Source organism: Chromobacterium vaccinii (assembly GCF_000971335.1).
GTDB classification, from domain to species: domain Bacteria; phylum Pseudomonadota; class Gammaproteobacteria; order Burkholderiales; family Chromobacteriaceae; genus Chromobacterium; species Chromobacterium vaccinii.
On sequence record NZ_JZJL01000002.1, the window covers coordinates 193804 to 214299 of the forward strand.

Sequence of the window (20496 nt, forward strand, 5' to 3'; positions counted from 1 at the left end):
GGAATTCGGCTTCACGCCTGAAGCCGATCACGCGAAGCGCGCATCGGAACTTCCGCCCTAGACCTCCACCTGGCGGGGACCTCCGCCTGCCCTCCTATCCTCGGCAATGCATGCTCGCCAAGCAGCGCCTCGATATCCATCAGCATGTCCCCGCTTCGCTCGTTGATGAAAAAGTGGCTCCCGCGGTAAATCCGCTGCACGACGGATGCCGTCGTGACGTCGGCCCAGCCCCGCAGAGACTCGACCTCGACCTGCGGATCGGCATCCCCTCCCATGACCATCAGCGGACAATCCAACTTAGCGCCGCATTGCGGGCGATAAGACTCGTACACGGCAAAGTCGGCCCGCAATATCGGCAGTACGAGCTCCAGCAACTCCTCATGCTGCAGAACCTCCTCCGCCAGGCCGTCATATCGCGTCACTTCCGCGAGAAAAGCCTCGTCCGACAGCGAGGAGATCCGCTCCTCGCGCCCGGCCAGGCTAGGCGGCAGGCAGCCGGAAACGCAAAGCGCCGCCGGCTGCCTGCTCAAACGGCGAGCCGCCTCATAAGCGATCAACGCGCCAAGGCTATGGCCGAAGAATGCGAACTCGCCATCCAGCCGGCTCTCCATCGCCAGCACCAACGCGTCCAGCAGCGCATCGAAATCCGTGAAAAGAGGAGAAGCGAGGCGCCGCATCCGTCCAGGGAGCTCCACCCCGACTACCTGCAGCGTCGGCAATAGCCTTGCCCAGGCGTGGTACATCGCCGCGCTGCCGCCCGCATGGGAAAAGCAGAACAAGGTGGCGTTCGCTTGCGGTGGAGAGCGAAACGCTTCGAACCATTCGCCATGCCCGCTCATTCGGCCGCCTCCGATCCAGAACGCTCACCCGCTCCGAAGCGGGAACGGAACGACGCCAGCACGGCATCCGGAATGCGAAAATGCTCCAGTTGCAATGCCGAAGCCAGGAAACCATGCCTGCGCAATCCGTCCAGATGGGCGTCGACGTCCTCTGCCCGCGGCGTGCCACGCGTAGGCCGGCTGGCGCTGTCCACCGCGCTCAGGGCGCTGGACAACACGCAGGCCGTCATCCGCTCCGGGCTCCGGAAACGCATGTTGTCGAGCGACTCGGCCCGCCGGCTTTCATCGAGAACGACGAAATCAAGCTTGAGCGGATGCGGCGCGCTCAACATGCCCGCATCCGTTATCAACAGGTCCTGCCTATCGCGCATTCGCTGGATGGCTCGCTCGATACTCACGCATTTCGGAAACGAATCGTCGACGAGGATAGTGCCAGGCCGCAACCGGTCGACATCGAGCAGCTCGGGGACGCTAGTTGCGCCGACGATCAGCGTCGAATCGTAAAACGCCTCTGGCACGACCGCCGAGCTGACGATCAGGCGGATCGGGCAGCTAACGCCCAGTCCAAGCAGACTCTCCTTGATCGCCTCCAGATGCTCCATGCGGGCCTGGACGTCGGCCAGCAGGATTTCAGCGGGCTGCGTCGACGCATCGACAAGCAGCCGCAACGCTCCTGCGCCTATCGACCCCAGACCGAGGATGCCCAGGCGCTCGCCGCGGAAACGGCGGCCGGCCGCAGCGAGCGCCGCGTCGACGTTGAGCTTGACCGCCGCGACCGTGGTCGCGTGTCCGGTGCTGATCACCGGCCCGCCGGCAGCGGAATCGCTCTCCATATCCGCGCCGTATCTAGTCGCGGATGGCAGCATGCCGGTCAGGGTGACCACTTGCGCGCCCAGCCTGCCCGCCATCGCCGCCGCGTCTCGAATCAGCGTCTGCAGATGCCCTTTGTCTTCGGCATGAAGCTCGTCCTCATACACGGGCAGCATGATCTGTCCGATCCGGCCCAGCGGCGTCCGGCAAGCGGCGAACAACTGCGGACGATGCCGGAACGCCCGCTCCAGCACGGAGCGGCGCTGCTCGGCGGAAATGGACGGCCCCGCCACCAAGTATGAAATCGACGCGGACACCAGCCGCTCGGACCCCAGGATGGATTGCTCCAAGTCATCCGCGCTGGCCACGCGGGCATGCTGGGTCCAATCGGGATCGCCCTGGGGGATCGCGGAGCCTCCCTGCGCGCCACTCTTGCCGGATGGCTCGTCGGGCGACCCCGTTCTGGATTCGATCAAAGCCTCCAGCGCGGAGACGGTTCCAGCGGCGAGAATCTCCTGCAGCGACAGATCCAAGCCCAGATCCTTGCGGATGCGCACGCGCAGACGGATCACCTCCAGAGAGTCGATGCCGATCTGCACCAGGCTGTTTTCCGGCGCGATGCCGTCCCGACCCAGCAAGCGCCCGATCAGGCCCGCCGCCTTCAGTCCTTCGTTCCGCATTGGAGCCGGTGCTTCGGCCGCCGCCGCTGGGATGCGCCCAGCCAGGGCGGCGCGATCCATCTTCCCATTGGCCGTCAACGGGAACGTCTCGATCAGCTCGATCGTGCGCGGCATCATGTAGGCGGGCAGTTTGGCCGCCAGAAGCGCCCTCAGCTCGCCGGCCGCCGGCAACCTGGCATGCCCCGCCGTCGCGTCGTCGGCATCCAGCCGCACCTCCGCGGACGGACTCGCCGGCAAAGCCGGCCGCCCGCCTATCAGGCTATGCGCCAGGTAGTCGCCGCCATCAAGCTGAAAACGGCCCCGCACCGCGGCAAAATCCAGCCCGCCGATCGGACACAGCCCGATGCGCCCCTCCCTCGCCTGCATCAACAGCCGCTGTCCCATGTAGCCGGCCTCCAGCAAGCAGAACGATGCGCCCAGCTCAGCCCCGTACTTGTCGCGCATCTCGCCAGGCGAGGCGATGAGAAACAGCGAGAATCCCGCCGTCTCCACAAGCGGCTGATTGGCGTCGGAATAGAGCGCGGGATCGAGGCGCAGGGCCGGATCGATCAGCTCCAGCCGGTGCCCGGACGGCAGATAACGATACAAGCCGCCGCGCAGGCCCTCCACCCTGCCGTCCTGCAACAGCGCGTAGGTCTGGATCGGATAGAATCCGCCGGCCGAAGGGTACTGCCTCTTCGGCTTGCCGCCGACCCCGGCAATGGCCAGCGCGCCCAACAGCGCGCTGAATTCGGCGAAGGGAATCGGCTCCTCGCAGAACCCCCTGTGGCTGCGCAGGGTCAGGTAGTCGGACTCGCTGGCGGACTGCGCCAGCGGCCACAGGCTGATTTCATGCCCCTCCCCGCCGATCGGTGCCGCGGCCGCGCAGTCCGCGGCGGTCTGCACGAACACGGCCAGTTCGTCCCGCCCCGGGGCCAGCACCGCCACCGCCTCATGCACGGCGGGATGCTGGCGCAACACCGACTCTATTTCGCCGAGCTCGACCCGGTTCCCCCTGACCTTGACTTGGGTGTCCTCTCGTCCGAGAAACTCGATCAGCCCGCCCGGCGTATGGCGCGCGCGGTCTCCGGTGCGATACAGCCTCATCCCGCTTCGCGGGTGATGGACGAAGCTCTCTCGGGTTCTGTCCGGATTGTTCCAGTATTCCCGGGCAAGCCCGACGCCGCTGATGTACAGATCTCCGACCACCCAATCGGGGCAAGGCTCCAGGCCGGCGTCCAAAACATGCATCCCCTGATTGCTCATCGCCCTCCCATACGGAATGCTGCTCCAGCCCGACTCCACCCTGTCGATCGGATACAGTATCGACCAGATGGATGCCTCAGTCGCCCCACCCAGGCTGATCACGTCCGGCTCGCCTGGCAAACTCTTCAGCCTGGCCGGTAGCGATAGCGGAATCCAGTCTCCGCTGAGCATGATCAAACGCAAGGTCGACAGGCGCTCCACATGCTCCGGCGCCAGGGCGTTCAGGCACATGTCCATCAGCGCCGGCACCGAATTCCAGATCGTCACCCCGTGCTCGCTCGCCATGTCCGCCCAGTGCCAGGGATCCTTCGACCTCTCATGCAGCGGGAGAACGATGCAGGCGCCCGCGCTCAAACTGCCGAAAATGTCCCAGACCGACAGGTCGAATGCCAACGAAGAAACCGACAGCACCCGATCTTGGGCGGCGACCTTGAACCGTAGGTTGATGTCCGCAATCGTATTGACCACGCCATCATGCTGAATGGCCACCCCCTTCGGACGTCCGGTGGAGCCTGAGGTATAGATGACATAGGCCAGATCGGCCTCCTCTCCCCAGGCATAGCCGTCGTCCCGCTCCGGAACGGCCATGTCGGGCTCGACCACGGTCAGCCTGACCGACTCCGGCCAGGAATAGCGGTCGCGCACCCAGGGCTGGCACAACACCTGGTCAACTGAGCCGTCCTCCAGCAAGAGCTCCAGCCGCTCCTGCGGGACATCCGCCATGATCGGCAGGTAGGCGGCCCCCGAGTACAGCACGCCCAGCACGGCGACCACCTGCTCCCAGCCGCGATCCATCACCACGGCGACCAGACGGTTCCTGGACGCGCCGCTGGCGCGCAAAACCGTCCCAACTCCGCGTGCGGCCTCGGACAGTTCGCGGTAGCTCAGGCTCCGTGCCGGGGAAACCAGCGCCGGCGCGCCCGGCTGGATTTCCGCCTGCCTCAGGAAGCCATCCAGCAAGCGGCCGCGCGGCGCGTCCAACAAGGGCGGAGTCTCCCGCGCCGCCAGCTGATCCCGGGGCAGGGCCACCACGTTCCGACAATCCCACAATTCCGGCTCGGCGGACAAGCGCCGCAGCAAGTCCGTATACGCCCCGAACATCGCCTCCAGCATCCCGGCCGGGAACAACTCGGCAACCGCGTCCCAGGTCAGGTGCAAGCTTCCGTCTCGATCGGAAACCTGGTGGTCCAGCCAAACCTGAGGGGTCTGGGTCAGCGTCATCGGCTCGCACGGCAAATCCTGCGGTCTGCTCGCGGCTTCGGGCCGCGCGCCGCGCTCCCTGACGGCCGCCGTTCCGTCGGCCAGTTCGCTGGTAAAAACGATGGGCGTGGACAGCTGCCGCCGGCGGCCTTGCGACTTGCCCAGCTCGCGCAATGCCTGCACCGCGCTGACCTGCTGATGCTCCAGCCCTTCCCACAACTCCTCCTGGTTGCGCTTCGCTCTGTCCGCGAACGACACCGCATCTCCCTGGCGGATCGCCAGCAGCAGCAACGAGGTGAAATCGCCCACCAGGTGCGCCACGTCCGCGTGTACTGGACGCCGGTCGAACACAGTGAGGCACAGCGAGAAATCGGCGCTGCCGCTCCAGGCCCGCAAGACTTCGCAATAAGCGCTCAGCACGATGGACGAGGGAGTCATGCCACGCGCGGTCCCGATTGCCCGCATCCTGCTCCAGTCCTCTCGGTTCAGCCTGGCCTCCAGGCGGGCGAAACGGGGGGACTCGACTTGCCCGGGGGCCTTGGCCAGCGGCAACGCCGGGGTGTCGGGCAAATCGGCGAGCTTGCGCTGCCAATAGGCCAGTGCCTGCCGATAGCCAGCCGTGTCCTTTTGCCGCTCCAGATACAGCACATAGTCCCGGAAAGAAAGCTGCAACGGCGGCAACGGCTCGGCTGGATTTAGGTACAGCGTCCGCAAATCCCGCAACATCAGATTGACGCTGGCTCCGTCGGCGATGATGGTATCTATGCTCAAATGCAGCAGCGTGTAGCCCTGGGGCAGCAGCGACGCGCGGATTTCGAACAGCGGCCAGCTCTCCGTGTCATGTACCTTGTGCGACATGCGCTTGCGCGTATCCAGCAGGCGGGTCCGAAGCGCGTCGCGATCCAGGCCTTCCAGCCTGTCCACGCCGCACTCGTAGGTCGGCACCTCGGGCAAAATGCGCTGGTATCCCTCATCGGTCACGATGGCCCGCAGCATGTCGTGCCGCTCAATCACCTGGTTCAAGGCGAGATTGAAGCGATCGGCGTCGAAAGCGGAGCTGAAATAAAGCTCGCCATAGAAATGGCAGGCGACATTGCCCATTTCATATTCCGCGCGCCGGCCGATCCAGTAGGCCTGCTGCACATCGGTCAACGGGAACGGCTCATGGCGCGCCGCGATGTCCCCGGTCAGCCGGTCGGCTCCGTCTGCGCCGTCTACGCGCTCGGCTGTCTCGATGTACTTCGCCTGGGCGGCGATGCTTGGCGTCGATATGAATTGCTGCAACGGAAAAGCCACCTTGAATTCCGCCCGTATCTGCATCACCAATTGCGCGGCCAGCAGCGAATGGCCGCCCAGGGAGAAGAAATTGTCCTGCAGGCCGATCTTCCTGGTCCGCAGGCATTTTTCCCACAAGCCGAGCAGCCGCCGCTCGGTATCGCCGCCGGCGGACGGCCGCGCCTCCACCGGCTCCGGCCGGTCGAGCTCAAGGCATTGCCTGAGCTTTTTCCGGTCCGCCTTGCCGTTCGGCAGTTGCGGAATGGCTTCAAGCCGCTGCAGATGCGACGGCACCATATAGCCGGGCAGATAGCCGGAGATGAATTGGCGCAGCTTCTCCGGAGGCACCTCGCCGCTTTCGCGGCAGCGGTAGAACACTGCCAGGCGGGAGTCGGCCGCGTCGAACTCGACGACGGCCGCGACGGCCTGCGCCACGCCCGGGCAGCGAACCACCGCCGCTTCGACATCGCCCAATTCGATCCGATGACCGCGCACCTTGACCTGATCGTCGTTGCGGCCGATGAAGGACAGGCTGTCGTCACCGCGCGCGACAGCCAGATCGCCGGTGCGGTACATCCGCGCGCCGGCCTTCCCGCAGAAGGGATCGGGCAGGAAGCGCTCGGCGGTGGTGCCGGCCTGGCCCAGATAGCCTCGCGCCACACCGCTTCCGCCGATATAGATTTCTCCTGCTACTCCCTTCGGCACCGGCCTCAGCCACGGATCCAGCACATAAACGGAATAGCCGGGCAGTACCTGGCCGATTGCGACGGTGCTGCCGCACGATCCATTCTCCCTAGCATCCTTCACATTGGACCAGACCGTAGCCTCGGTTGGACCGTACATATTGGAAATCGCGGCGCGAGTCACGGGCTTCAACTCATCCAGCAGCGGCTGCGGAAACGCCTCCCCGCCGATCAGCAGCTGATCCAGCCCGGCCAGCGCCTCCCTTCCTTCCGGAGACGACAGCAGCAGCGCCGCCATCGTCGGCGTGCACTGCATGTGCGTGACGCCGTGCCGTTTCACCAGTTCGGGCACTTCGTCGAGGTCGCTCGCCGCCGTTTCCTGCCCGAAGGTCTGCCGCAGGGCATTGATCCACTCCAGGCTCTGCAGCGCCTTGGCCCCCTCCACGCCGAAATCGATCAGGCAGGCGATCTCGTTCACGCCCGCCTCCCGCAAGCGCCTCACCCTCTCCCGGCACTCATCCAGGCCGCCGATCAAGCTCTTGGTTTCCATATACCGATCGCAAGCAGCCTCCAGCAGCGCCCGCATATCGGCCGGCGACAGAGAGGCCGGATCGTAGAGCCCGCTTTCGGCCAGCACCTGCCGCGACAGATCAGCCGAGTCCTGCAAGTACTCGATGAAGGCCTCTCTCGCCTGCATTCGGGCCTGTTCCGGATCCGGACCGACGAAGGTATGCACCATCAGCGTCACCGTACCGGTATCCGGGTCATGGCCGGCTTCCTGCCGCGCCTTGCGGTAAATGGCGATCTTGGCCGCCAACTCATCCGTGCCTTGCGACAGCAGATGCGTCAGTAGATTGGCCCCGCTCGCGCCTGCCATCCTGAAGGTTTCCGGATTGCCGGAAGCCGTGATCCAGATTGGAATGCGCTCTTGCTTCGGCAACGGCGATATCCTGACTTCGCGCGCGCGGCCATCCACCCCTGGCAGCGCCAGCGACTCGCCGCGCCACAAGGCCTGGACCGTTTCCAGGTTGGCCTGGGTCAGTTTCACCCGGTCCACATAGTTCTCCGGCGCCAGGACAAAATCGTTCGGATGCCACCCGGTGGCGAACGACACCCCGGCCCGTCCTCCCGACAGCTGGTCGATCACCGCCCAGTCCTCCGCCACCCGCACCGGATTATGCAAGGGCAGCACCACGCTGCCGGCTCGGATCTGCAGGTTCTGGGCAATGCCGCACAGCATGGCGCTGGTCACCGCCGCGTTCGGAAACAGACCGCCGAACTGGTGGAAGTGCCGCTCCGGCGTCCATACCGCCTTGAAGCCGTTTCGATCGGCGTAGCGCACCCCGTCCGTCAGCAAGGCATAGTCGTCGGACAGCTGCCTAGACCGCGCATTGCCGAAGTAGAACAGGCTGAAATCCAGTCGTTCCACCGCGGCCGCCCTCCCCGCGGCCGGCTCGCGCGCCAATACCAATTGGCGGCCGCGCGAAAGCGTCCAGAATATCTCCAGCACCGAGATGTCGAACGAGATGCTGGTCAAGCCCAGTACGCGCGCATCCTCGCCCAGAGGGATGCGCTCATCCATTCCGGCCATGAAATCCACGACGTTGCGGTGCGTGACCATCACGGCCTTGGGCCGGCCCGTGGAGCCTGAAGTGCACATGACATAAGCCAGATCGTCCAAGCTTGCCTGCAGCCAGGGCCCAGCCGGCTCGGCCGGCACGCTGTCCAGCTCGGGCAAGGCCAGCGTGTCGCAATCCGCGCCGCCGAACAGCGGCTCCATCCCGGCCTGAACGACAATCAAGGCAGGCACGGCGCTCGACACCATCTGGGCAAGTCTTTCCGCCGGATATTCCGGGTCCAGCGGCAGGTAGGCGGCGCCCGCCTCCAGCACACCCAGCATCACGCAGATCGCCTCCGGCGAGCGTCCGACGCATACGCCGACCAAGCTGCCGCGCCCGCAGCCGCGCGCGCGCAGATGCTTGGCGACCTGGCGCGAGCGGGTCTTGAGCTCAGAGAACGTCAGCGCGCCGCTGCGGGAAAGGATGGCGACGGCGTCGGGCTGCGCGCCTGCCCTGTCCGCGATCTGCCTGTGCGCGCAGACAGATTCGCTGTCGCCCCCGGCCCCCGCAGGAGCCGAAACGGCAGCGCTCAGGATGGAGAGCTCGGCGCCGTCCGCCATCGGCAGCGCTTCCAGCGGCATGTCCGGCATGGACAGCGCGCCTTCCAACAATCGAGCGAACCAGCCCGCCAGCCTGGACATCGTGCCCGGCAAGAACAGATCGGCGTTGTAGTCGATCGCGCCGGCAATGCCGTGCTCCTGGTCGGGATACAAAGTCAGCGAGAGGTCGACGCGGGCAGACTGGTTGGCGAAGACGCGGCAATCCACCTCCTGGCCTTCGAGCGACGCGGACTTTCCCGGAAAATCCTGGAACGCGAATAAAACCTGCACCAGCGGCGCGTGCGAGACGTCCCGGTCCGGGAACAGGCGCTGCACAATCCGCTCCAGCGGCACCGATTGGCGCTCGTAGGCGTCGAGAGCGAATCCCCGGACATCTTCCAACAGCATGGCGAACGTCATCCCATGGGAAAACCGTGTTCTGAGCGGCAAGGTATTGGCAAAGAAGCCGATCAGCCCCTGAACCGCGTCCTGCTGCCGATTGGCGATCGGTGAACCCACGACGATGTCGTCCTGCCCGGACCAACGATGCAGAGCCAGCTGATACGCGGCCAGCAGCGCCATGAAAGGCGTGCAGCCGTGCGCGGCGGCCACTTCGTCCAGCTTTCGGGCCAGACCGCGGCCCAGCCTCACCGGCAGGCTGACCGCGCGCGGCCTGACGCCGATCCCGCGCGGGAAATCGACCGGTAGATCGAGCAGGCTGGGAGCGCCGTCCAAAACGCCGGTCCACTCGTCGAGCTCGTCTTCGAACGCCCGGCTTTCCGCCCATTCGCCCTCCCACGCGGCGTAGTCGGCGAATTGCAGCGGCAGCGCCGGCAGGCTGGCGTCTTTCCCGCGCAGAGCCGCGCCCAGACACTCAAACAACTCGCGCAGGAACACCCGCCGCGACCATGCGTCGGAAACGATATGATGGTTGACGAAAGTCAGCTGCACGCCCCAATCGCCCAAGACCACGACCGTCGCCGCGGCCAGCGGTCCGCCGTTGAGGTCGAACACCGTCTCCGCCCTCGCCCGGGCGATCTCGTCGCCGAACGCCAGCGCGGCGTCCCGCCCCCCTCCATCGAACGCTAGCCGCTCCACCCGCCACTCGGCGGCCGGCGCAACCATCTGCGACAGTTCTCCATCATCTCCGACATGGATGCTGGCCCGCAGAACCTCGTGCCTGGCAAACAGCGACAGAACCGCGTCCTCCAGCATGTCCGCCGTCACCGGCGCGGCGAAGCGCAGCGTCAGGTTTTCGTTGTACGCTGTGCCGCCGGGATCCAGCTGTCCCAGGAACCACAATCGTTTCTGGGACGACGTCAGCGGCGCCGAATCCAGCTCCCGCCGCCGCAGACCGGTTGCAGGCCTGAAGGAATCGCCCTTATCCGCCAGCCCCTGCAGCTTTCTCTGCAAGGCTTCCATCTCGGCAGCCGTCAGGCCGCTGCGCAGCGCCGCGACCCGATTTTCCTTTTCGATGCTCAAGAGACCTCCCCGGACTTCACGGATTCAATCAACAGCTCCTCGACAAGCAGGCTAAGCCTGGCGACGGTGCGCTCCTCGAACAGGCTGTGCAGCCGTATCCTCACGCCGAAAGCGCCGCGTATCGCCGACGCGAACTGGGCGAACAATAAGGAATGCGCGCCAAGCTCGAGGAAATCGTCTTCCACGCCCAGGCTTCGAATGCCGAACACCTCTTCCGCGATCAGGACGATGCGCTCTTGCAGCGGGTTTTCCGGCGCACGGTAGGAGGAGGACAGCGACGGCCGCTGGCTGAGCGGCTCCCGGCTTTCATCGGCCTGGACCGCCTGCAGGTCGTCAAGATTGGGAATGGCGCGGGCCAGCACTTCGGGATCCAGCGGACTGACGGCCAGTTGCCCGCTCATCGAGCCGGACATGACGCAGTCGAATGCCTGCAGCGCCTCCCGGGTCGCCAGACCCGCCTCCAGGCTTTCTCGATGCCCCGGCAGCCCCGAGGCCGCGCCATCCACCGCCATCCCGGTTTCCTTCCAGGTGAACCAGTTCAGGGCAATCATCCGGCCGCAGTTCGGCAGCCAGCCGGCATGCGCCGTCGCGTCAAGGAACGCATTGGCGGCGCAATAGTCGGTCTGCCCCACTCCGCCGGCCAGCGACGCGATGGAGGAGCAGGCCACGAAAAAGTCGAGCGGCGCATCGCGCAGGGCCTGTCCCAGAACGCGCATGCCCTCCACCTTGGCCCGCAGCATGTCCGCGGCGTCGTCCTCGCTCCACAAGGACAACAGGCGTCCATGCGCCGACCCGGCGGCATGGATCACGCCATTGAGCTGGCCAAAGGCCCTTTTCCCAGCCTCCAGCGCGCGCAGGACATCGGCCGGCGCGGCGACATCTCCGGTTTCCAGCCTGACGTTCGCGCCAAAACGCTCGAGATCCCGGAGCCGTCCCTGCGCCAGCGCGTTCTTTTCCGGCGGGCGCCCGGCGGCGTCGCGCGCCAGTAGCAGCACCCGCGCGCGGGCTTCCAGCAAATGCGCGGCCAAGGCATGCCCGATGCCCCCCAAGCCCCCCGTGATCAAATAGAAACCGCTGTCGCGGATATAGGCCTGCCCGCCTTGCCGGACCGGCAGCGGCTCTATTGTCCTTTCCCACGCATGCCGTCCCCTGATAGCCCAGGCCGCCGGCCCGCTGCGCTGGAACTGCCCGGCGCAGGCGATCGTGCGCAACAGGGACGCCGCATCGACAGGCCCGTCCAGATCGACATGCAGCGTGGAAAAGCTCGGACATTCTCTTGGAATCGTCATCGCCGGCCCAAGGACCATGGCGGCCTCAGGCAGCACGGCTTCGTCGCCGATGACGTCCCAAGCCCGCTTAGTCACCACGGCCAGCCTCACCTTGTGTTTCAGTTCGCTGGCGATAAAGGCCCTGGCCAGATTCGCCAACGACGCATACCCCATCGTTCGCAAAACGGGAGACGCTTCGCCGGCGCGGCCCGCCAGCCACATGTGGACAATGTGGTCGGGCAGCCGGTGAAACGCGCGCAATTCCCTGAGCAGGGCGTCGTAATCGCCCGGACGCGACGGATTGATCCCGTAATGCCCCTTGGCGATCTTGCCGAAGACGTCCGCGGGGCTCGCCAGCGTAACCAGGTGCCCGCGCTCGGCCAGCGCGCTTCTGAGCTGCGCCGAAAGCTCGCCGTCGCCGAAAATCAGCCATGACTCGCGCCCGCCCTGTCCGGCCTCCGGCAACTTCTCTACCGCGCCGAAACGCCGCCATGCCGGCCGATAAAGACTCGCGCCAGCCGCTGGCCTGGAATGCGTCGACCATCCCTTTCCCACCGCCGGCGGATTGATCCAGTGCCGCGCCCCCTCGAACACCGTCATCGGCGCCCGAGTCCGTCGGGGAAACTCCCCGGATGCGCAAGCGCGCCAATCGATGCGCCATCCCCAGGTCCACAGAGCCCCCATCTGAAGCATAAAGCCGCGCTCATAGGAGTCCGGGCTTTCGCTTCCGGCGCCGGCCAGCCGCTCATCGGCGTGGCCCGACAGCCCGGCCAGGCGGCACAGGATCTGGCTTGGACCGATGTCGACCAGGCAGGCGCCTGCTTGCCGCGCCAGCGTTTGCATGGCGGCTGCGAAACATACCGGTACGCGGATCTGGCGGACCCAGTGCATGGGATCGGTCGCCTCCCGCTCCGTAATCCAGTCGCCAGTCACCGTGGAAACGAACGGCATCCGCGGCGGCCGCAGTTCGATGGAACGGAGCAGAGCGGCGAACGGCTCGCATGCCGCATCCATCAGCCGGGTATGGAAAGCGTGCCCCACCGGCAAAAGCTTGTATCCCACGCCTCGCTCGTCCAGCCAGCGGCAATACGCATGCACCGCTTCCGGCTCCCCGGCGACCACGGTCACATCCGGCGCGTTCACCGCCGCGATCTCGACCGCCGCCGGCAAGTCCCGGCTCAACGCTTCGGGGCTGGCGAACACCGCCAGCATGGCGCCGGCCGGGGTCGCGCTCATCAACAAGCCACGCTCCCTCACCAGCAGCAGCGCGGTTTCAAGATCGAACACACCGGCGAGGCAGGCCGCCACGTATTCGCCCAGGCTATGGCCGCAAAACCCCGCGGGGGCCACGCCGGCCGCCATCAATTGCCTGGCCGTCGCATATTCGAAGGCGAACAGTAGCGGCTGTACCAGCTCCGGCGGAATCTCGCCCCCTTCCGCCATTGCCGCGTCGACCGCAGCGGCCTCTTCCGGCGACAGCCAGCCGGACAGAATCCGCCGGCAATGGGCGAAATGCTCGGCGAATGCGGGCAGCCTGGCGCGGGACCATCGGATGGCCTCCGGCAGGCGGGCGGCGATCTGCCCTTCAAACAGGAAATACACCGGCTGCGGCTGAGCCGGAATCGCCGCGTCGAAAGCGCGCCGCCCCAAGGCTCGCGCGCCATGCTCGCCTTCCTCGGCCAACAGGACGGAACGCCAGTTTTGCGCTTTGCGCCCCAACTGCAAAGCATTCGCCAGATCCTGTAGATGTCCGGGCGCCAGGTCGGCCAGGCCCAGCCTCAACCGGTTTTCCATTTCGGCCAGCGCAGCCGGCGACCGGGCGGACAACGGCAGCAGCGCCACGTCCCTCTTGCCTACAGCGGAAGGAGCCCGCACCGGCGCCTCCTCTACGATGACGTGGGCATTGGTGCCACCAACGCCGAACGCGCTGACGCATGCGCGCCGCGGATGGCCGGCCTGTTCAGGCCAGTGCGCGGCTTCGCGGGGAATGAAGAATGGGCTGGCATCGAGGTCGATGCGCGGATTGGCGTTCTCGAAGCGGATCTGGGGAGGAATCGCGCGGTGTTTCAGCATCAGGATCGTCTTGATCAGGCCCGCGATGCCGGCTGCCGCGTCCAGATGGCCGATATTCGCTTTCACCGAACCCAGCGCGCAGCGCTGCCGGCGATCCGCGCCGCCCCCGAAAACGCCCTGGAGCGCGGCGAATTCGATCGGGTCGCCCAATTCCGTGCCGGTCCCGTGCGCCTCGACATAGTCTATCGAATCTACGTGCAGCCCCGCCATGGAAAAGGCCGCCCGTATCACATCCTGCTGCCCGTTGATGCTGGGCGCGGTGAAACCGATCTTGTCGGCGCCGTCATTGTTGACCGCGCTGGCCTTGATGACCGCGTGGATGGGATCGCCATCGCGCAACGCGTCGTCCAGGCGCTTGAGCGCGACCGCGCCCACGCCGTCGCTGAAGACCGTTCCCTGGGCCCGGACATCGAAAGGACGGCATGCTCCATCTGGGGAAAAAACGCCTCCAGGTTGGTATGGATAGCCCGTCCGCTGCGGAAACATCACGCTCGCACCGCCGGCCAGCGCGGCGTCGCACTCTCCCGCAAGCAGGCTGCGGCACGCGAGATGCACCGCGGTCAGCGCGCTGGAGCAGGCTGTCTGGACGCTGAGCGCGGGTCCCCGCAGGTCCAGCTTGTGGGCGGTCCGGGTGGCCAGCTGGTCGGCCTGGTTGCCCAGGTAGGCAAGATAATTGCCGGCCTCGCCCGCCGGCATCAGCGCATTCAACAGATAGGTGCTGAGCGACGAGCCCGCAAAGACCCCGACCCTCTGCCCCGCCTTGTCGAACTCGTAGTTCGCGTCCTCCAGCGCATGCCAGGCCACTTCCAGAAACAGGCGGTGCTGCGGGTCCATCAAGGCGGCCTCCCTGGGGTTGACCCCAAAGAAGAAAGCATCGAAGCGATCCGCGTTCCATAGCGTTCCGCGCGCCCGGACGCGGTGCCCTCCATCGGACAGCGGCGCCTCCGGCGTCAGTTCGTCCTGCTCTTCGCCGGTTTCGGAAAAATATGAAATGCACGCCTTTCCAGCCAGAATATTCGACCAGAATTCATCCACGTCACCGGCCTTGGGAAACCGGCCCGCCATCCCGACAACCGCGATATCGAACTCTCCGGACGCGCCAGCTGTGGACGCTTCTTCAGCCCGAGTCTTCATAGACATACACTTATCCCTTTAAAAGCCAGAAACTCAACGGCGCCATCATCCAAGAGCCGGTTCACGCTCTAGCAAAGCGATGCTCACGCGGTCTGCGCGATTTGCCTGGGCTGACCCCGCTTGACCTGCTGGATCTTCTGGATGGCAGCGATTTCTTCAACGGTCAGATCCGGATGCCAAATATCCCAAATCAGCACGATCCGCTCCTCCTGATCGTGGTTCCAGACTTCATGGACAAAACTATCGTCAAAAACGAGGGCTTCTCCCTCCCGCCAATGCCGCATTTCATCTCCGACCCTGATTCCGCAATCAGGCGGCACGACAAGAGCTAGGTGGCAAGTCAGGAAATAATTGACCGGCCCGGAATGAGGCTGAATATGGGCGCCGGGCCGGACCCGGGAAAACATGCCCTGTCTCGGGCCATGCCCGGCATTTTTCAACGCGGCGACGGTCTTCGGACATCTGGCGCTGCCCTTGGTGTAACCTAGCGGGTCGTACAACGGATAGATCTCCCACCCCGGCCACCCCAGATCTTTCGAGCCCGGATCTTCATATGGAGAAAACCTGGTGTCCTGCGCAGCCAGCTCCGTCAACTCCCGCAGAATCTCCGACGATTGGGCACGCATCGCCGCATTCCATTCGAAATCCTCCGCTTCATACCAGGCCTTTGCGGTCAGCCCGGGAAAATATTCGTTATTTGCTTCCTGCAAGGGATGCACATCCGGCATCGGGCGTTTCAAAGCCAGAATATCAATATACTCCGCGACGCGAGACATCTCCTTCTTGCCATGCAAATCATTCAATTCATCCAGCAAAACAAACAGGCTTTCCATATTGCACTCCTGATAGGGCAAGCGAAGGTTTAATTTTCTCGATGTATTCTGAAAATAAAATTCGATATGGCAATTCAAAAAATAGCGCGTCCACTCTCTGCCGCCCGGCTCTCGATATGGGAGTCTATGATTTCGGCCTGGCGCCGGATGGTGGCATACCGGAAAAAATCAACCACGGGAATATCGATGGCGAATGCATGATTCAATTCAGCCTTCAACCGCATCAGCAGCAATGAATTCCCGCCGACAGAAAAGAATGGATCTTCAACACTCGCCACGCGCGCATTCAAAACATCCTGCCAAATTTCCATCACTCTTTTCTCGGACGAGGATGCCGGCAATATGATTTCCGGCTGCGCAGCCGCCGGGACTCCCTGTTTTGCAAGCTGGGCGCGGTCGATTTTCCCGGTGGAGGTCACGGGAATCTTGTCGACAAAGAAGAATTCCGATGGCGTCATATAGGCTGGCAGTTGCCGCTCGAGATGATCGCGCAATGCCGCCGGAGAGACCTCGGCCCCGGCCACCAGCCACGCGGCCAGTGAGACCGTGCCGTCCGGCTCGGGCAAGGGCATGACGCAGCACTGCGAAACCGCGGGATGCGTCCCCAGCGCGGCGGCCACCTCGTCGCACTCGACGCGGTTGCCCCGAATCTTCACCAGGCCGTCTTCCCTGCCATAAAACTCCAGGCATCCGTCCGGGCGCCACCGTCCGATATCCCGCGTGCGGTACATCGCCCCGGACACCGCGGCGCCTGCCGGAGCCGTGGAAAACCCGCCTTTCTGTCCGGCGTAATCGCGCAGATAGCCGGTGGCCAGATATGGGCTGACGATATAGATCTCGCCCTTGACGCCCATCGGGCAGAACTGCAGATTCCGGTCCAGCACCGCGATCTGGCGTCCGTCTATCGCCGCGCCTATAGGCTGCATCGCCGCCTGCAGGCCATCCCTGGACACTTCATGATGCGTGGCCAGCACCGCCTCGCTCGGACCGTACAAATTGTGGATGCGAGCGGCACCGGACAGTATCTCGAACCATTGTCGGCACAACGCTGAAGACAGCGGCTCTCCTGCGAACAGGATTTGCTTCAGATGCCGAAAAGACCGCGCGGCATCGCCGTGCCTGGACAGCGCGCTTGCCAGCTGCCAGCCATAGCTGGGAACCAGCTGGAGCATGTCGATCCGCGAACGCTCGATCCAGTCCGCGGCTTCCAGCAAACCTTGCCGTTCGCCCTCTTCCGGTATGCACAGCGTGGCGCCGAAACACAGCGTTCCGTAAAGCTCGCACAGCGCGGCGTCGTAATTCGCCGGCGCCCACAACGCCCATCTGACGCCCGGCCCGATGCCGAATCGGCTCCGCTGCCATTGCAGGAACTGGGCGAAACTCCGATGCGACTGGACGATGCCCTTGGGCATGCCGGTCGAGCCGGAGGTGAACACGACATATGCCTCGCCCCCCCCGGCTTCCGGCAAACCGCCTGGTGCCGGCTCCGCGTCCGGCGGACGACAATCGATGGCCTCGTCCACCTCGATCATGATCAGGCGTTTCGATGCCAGAAGGCCGGCGAACCGCTCGATTTCCTTTCCCGGGCCATGCAGGCACCCTCCGGGAGCGGCATCCGCGATCATCTGCTCCAGACGCGCGGCGGGGAGCTTCGCATCCAAGGGAACGATTGAGCAGCCCGCCATCAACGCCGACATCTGCGCCACCACTTCAAGCAGGCCTCGCTCCACAATCACAGCCACCCGCATCGAAGGGCCTATACCGTGGCGGGCCAGCTTCTCGGCCAAAGCCAGGCAACAAAGCCGGAGAGCGGCGTAGCTGACGTCCTGGCCGCGCCAATGCACGGCCACCGCCTCCGGCGTCCGCTGCGCTTGCTGAAGAAACAGCCGGTGGATAGGCTCGTACTGTTCGGCGGCGCGCGCTTCCACTGCCATCCCGCCGAAAAACCGGCGCTCCTCGTCCAGCAGCGCATCCAGTGCTTGCCGTGGAAGGTCGGGCTGCGCGGTTCCGGCATCCAGTATCTGGATGAGCCGCTCCGTCATCAATGCCACGGTCCGGGCATTGAACAGGTTACCGTTGTACTCGAATACCCCCTGGATATCCTGCCCGCGCTGCCAGGCGACCAGGGTCAGGTCCATCAGCGGCGCGCCATTCGGGCTTGCCAGCGCGCGGCTCGCCATGCCCAGCAGTCCGGAGGACGGCGGCGGCGCGTTCTGAAAAACCAGCATGGTCTGGAACACCGGGGTCAGTGCGGCGTCGCGCTCCCCTCCCAGCGCCTCGACGACTTTCTCGAAAGGTGCAGCCTGATGCTCGTACGCCGCAATCGCATCCTGCCGGGTCGCGGCCAGAAGCGAGCGGAACGACTCGCCCTCCTTCAGTTCCGCCCGCATCGCCAGGACATTGACGAAGCAGCCGACGACTCGACTCAGACCATCCGCTTCGCGATTGGCGATCGGGAAACCGATCGCAAACTTCGACTCGCCCGATATCCGGGACAACAACGCCTTGAATGCCGTCATCATTACCATGAACAGCGTCGCCTGCTCCCTGCCGGCGAAGTCGAGCAGCCGGGTGGACAGTTCAGCAGGAAGGGCGATGGGATGGTTGCGGTTCCGCGGCAGTTTTCCCGGCGCGCGCGGGAAATCGAGCGGCAGATCCACGGCCTGCGGCAGATCGCGCAACCGTTCCACCCAATAAGTGATTTTGTCCCTTGCCTGCGGACGGTCCCATGCCGCCCTTTCGCGCAGCGCATGATCGCAGTATTGCAGCCCTTCGCCGGCCGACGGCTCGTCCAGGCCGGCCTCGCCCGTGTAATGCGCCGTGATCTCCCTCAACAGCAAACCCAGCGACCAGGCATCCGCGGCGATGTGATGAATCGTGAGCACGAACAGGCCGACACCCCGTCCCTCCACCAGCTGCACCCTTAACGGATACTCGCTCTCCAGATCGAACGGACGGTTGGAAGCCGCGCGGATCCACGTCTGCGCGCCTATCGTTTCATCGCCGGAAACAAGAGCCGGGTCCTGAGCATGGGAAAACACCTCATCGATCCCGACGTGATCCGAAACCTCCTGCAGCACCCGGCCATCCCGGCTTACGCACCTTGTCCGCAAAATGGAGTGCCTCTGCAACAAGCGGGCAATCGCTCGGCCCAGCCTGCCGGCGTCGACCTCCCCCTGCAGCGCGTAAGAAACCGTCAGATTCAGGCCTGCGGCGTCATTCGTGGTCTGATGAATGAACCACAACCTCTCCTGTGAGAACGACAGCGGATAAAAACCTCGCTCCATGGACGGCAATGGCTCAGCCACAGCGGGTTGCGGCGAAGCCAACTGGTCTTTCTGCTTGTCTGAGAGGGATCTCAGCCTGGCCAACAAGCCCAGGCCGCTCCGGTTTTCATGAGCCATTTTTCACAATCAAGTAGTGGTTAGATGGTCTGAGGAGTCCTGTCCGATTCTTTCCAGCTCCCCATACAGCTGCTGCAGTGGCGCGGTCCCGTGCAGGCGCTCAACTTCGCCGGCGATGCCGGCGATCGTCGGAAACCGGAATGCCAGGAGCAGGCTGATGTTCAGCCCCAGCATGGCGTTTGCCTTGGCCATCACCCTGGTCAGCAATAGCGAATGCCCGCCCAACGCGAAGAAATCGTCATGAATGCCCACCGCCTCGCGCTCCAGCAGCTCGCACCACACCCAAGTGAACAGCTCCTCGTAGGGCGTAGACGCCGTCTCGCCGCCGCCGCCGGCCAGGCGCACGGTCTCCACGCCCGCCAGCGCCCGCCTATCGATTTTCCCGTTGCTATTGAGTGGAAACCGGTCAAGCACCGCCCATGCCGCGGGCACCATATAGGCGGGCAGCAGGCTGTGGGCTTCGTGGCTGATCGCCTGCGCATCGAGAGCGGTGGATGGCTCGCCGACGAGATAGGCAGCCAGCTCCTTTTCTCCGGCCAGGCCCGCCGAGGCCATCACTACCGCAGCTTGCACGCCGGCGCATTGCTGCAATGCGTGCTCGACTTCGCCAAGCTCGATGCGATAGCCGCGCAACTTCACCTGATGGTCCATCCGGCCGAGAAACGCGATCTGGCCATCCCGGCGCATCACTCCCAAATCGCCTGTCCGGTACAGCCGGGCACCCGCCCCGCCGAACGGGTCCGGGATGAATTTCTCCGCCGTCAGCGCCGGCCGATTCAGGTAGCCCCGCGCCAACCCCGCGCCGCCTATGCAGATCTCGCCAGCGATGCCGCAGGGGGCCAGGCCGCCCTCGCTATCCAGGATGGCGATCGCGGAATTGGGCAAGGGCCGGCCCAGAGTCGGCTCCTCTCCGGAGCGGATCCGGTTTGCGCAAGCCCAGATCGTCGCTTCGGTCGGGCCGTATAGATTCCACACCTCCTCTCCCGAGCGCAGCAACCTCTCCGCCAGTTCCCTTCCCAGCGCGTCCCCGCCGACCAGAATGCGCGGCACCCGCAGGGGCGAAACATCGTTCGCCGTCAACAACTGCCAGCCCGCAGGCGTCGCCTGCATCACGGTAACGCCCTCGCGTCGGATCAGCGCGTCCATTTCCGAGCGGTCGCGCGCGGCCAGCGCAGGCACCACGACAATGCGCGCACCCCGTAGCAAAGGCTGGAAGATTTCAAAAGCGGAAATGTCGAACGTCAGCGGCGTGACGGCGGCCCATGCATCGCCGGCATCCAACGAGATGAGGGTCTGGCTCGCCTGCAGATAACTGTTCAAGGCGGATCGGCTGATTTCCACGCCTTTAGGCGAGCCGGTGGAGCCCGAGGTGTAGATGCAGTACGCCAGGTGATCCGGACCGGCCAGCGGCG

6 protein-coding genes are annotated in these 20496 nt (G+C 64.9%); all 6 read right to left on the reverse strand.

Annotated features, from left to right (window positions below):
• Positions 1-11: 11 nt before the first annotated feature.
• On the reverse strand, positions 12-839 hold the full coding sequence (locus tag VL52_RS01895; protein WP_052729051.1) for a thioesterase II family protein: 828 nt from the start codon (positions 837-839) through the stop codon (positions 12-14).
• The gene (locus VL52_RS23050) at positions 836-10372 is read right to left on the reverse strand and encodes a non-ribosomal peptide synthetase (protein WP_052729052.1); all 9537 of its coding nucleotides are present in this window, start codon (positions 10370-10372) and stop codon (positions 836-838) included. The genes VL52_RS01895 and VL52_RS23050 overlap by 4 nt, the downstream gene beginning before the upstream one ends.
• Positions 10369-14853, reverse strand: a complete 4485-nt coding sequence (locus VL52_RS01905) for a type I polyketide synthase (RefSeq protein ID WP_082113582.1) — start codon at positions 14851-14853, stop codon at positions 10369-10371. Before VL52_RS01905 ends, VL52_RS23050 begins: the two co-directional genes overlap by 4 nt.
• A 77-nt stretch (positions 14854-14930) precedes the next feature.
• Complete coding sequence (locus tag VL52_RS01910; protein WP_052729054.1) at positions 14931-15680, reverse strand: aspartyl/asparaginyl beta-hydroxylase domain-containing protein; 750 nt, start codon at positions 15678-15680, stop codon at positions 14931-14933.
• Between the two features lie 74 nt (positions 15681-15754).
• Positions 15755-19084 carry a non-ribosomal peptide synthetase gene (locus VL52_RS01915; protein ID WP_046155458.1) on the reverse strand — a complete coding sequence of 1110 codons (3330 nt, stop codon included), beginning with the start codon at positions 19082-19084 and terminating at the stop codon, positions 15755-15757.
• Between the two features lie 9 nt (positions 19085-19093).
• Positions 19094-20496: non-ribosomal peptide synthetase (locus VL52_RS01920; RefSeq protein ID WP_144410142.1), on the reverse strand; the 1403-nt coding region annotated here is incomplete at its 5' end.